The 702-nt window shown below is 59.5% G+C and carries 2 protein-coding genes; both read right to left on the minus strand.

From position 1 onward, the window contains the following. Nucleotides 1-377 (minus strand): hypothetical protein (locus tag AC0L25_RS32460; protein ID WP_473599191.1); only part of this gene is annotated, 377 nt, incomplete at its 3' end. A gap of 61 nt (nucleotides 378-438) precedes the next feature. Continuing rightward, on the minus strand, nucleotides 439-702 hold a 264-nt coding region (locus AC0L25_RS32465), incomplete at its 5' end, for a hypothetical protein (protein ID WP_473599192.1).

The following is a 702-nucleotide window of genomic DNA, read 5'->3' on the forward strand; positions in this document are numbered from 1 at the left end:
TTCGGCGCGGCCATGGACCGGCAAGCGCCGACCCTGGTGTGACTAGCGCCGGTATTTTCCGTCTCGGCAATGAAGCGTGTGAACTCGCGCTCGAGCTCGAATACGGCTTGCTCTTTCGTGTCGGAGTTCCCGCGCTGCCCACCATGAAGTCGGAAGCGCGGATCCGACGTCGAGATTGACCAGGACCAGGTCCCTGAGAGGGAACCCCATTGGTTCTTCAAAATGCGGCCGACTGAAGATTGCAGGAAACTTGCGGTAAAATCGTACTGTCCAGTTTGGCCGGCGATCACGGTCCTGCCCCAGTCTAGCCAGACACGAGCGCCGCGGTCGCGGACGAATTTGAACGCCTCGACATAGTTCTCGAAGGTAGCGAGCACGGTGCCCCTTCGACTATCTGGAAGCCGCGCTGATAGGCGAGGCGGACCTTTAGGCGATCCGTCATCCTCGGAACCGCTCGGTGATCCAATGGATCTTGCCGTCGATCTTGAGAGGCTTGTGGATCATCAGGCGCTTGGGCAGGTGCTCGGGATGCACCTCGAGCAAAGTGATCTTCACCGTCGGCTTGCAGCGACTGCAGTCGAATTTGAGCTTTAGCGGATCGACACCGCCGCCATAGACCATCATGAGATCGGCGGAGCGGCAGTAGCGAACGTTGCCGCAGCTGCATTCTGCCTTGACGAGCATGTTGTGCCGGGTCGCCTT

The organism is Mesorhizobium sp. WSM4813, from assembly GCF_055811555.1.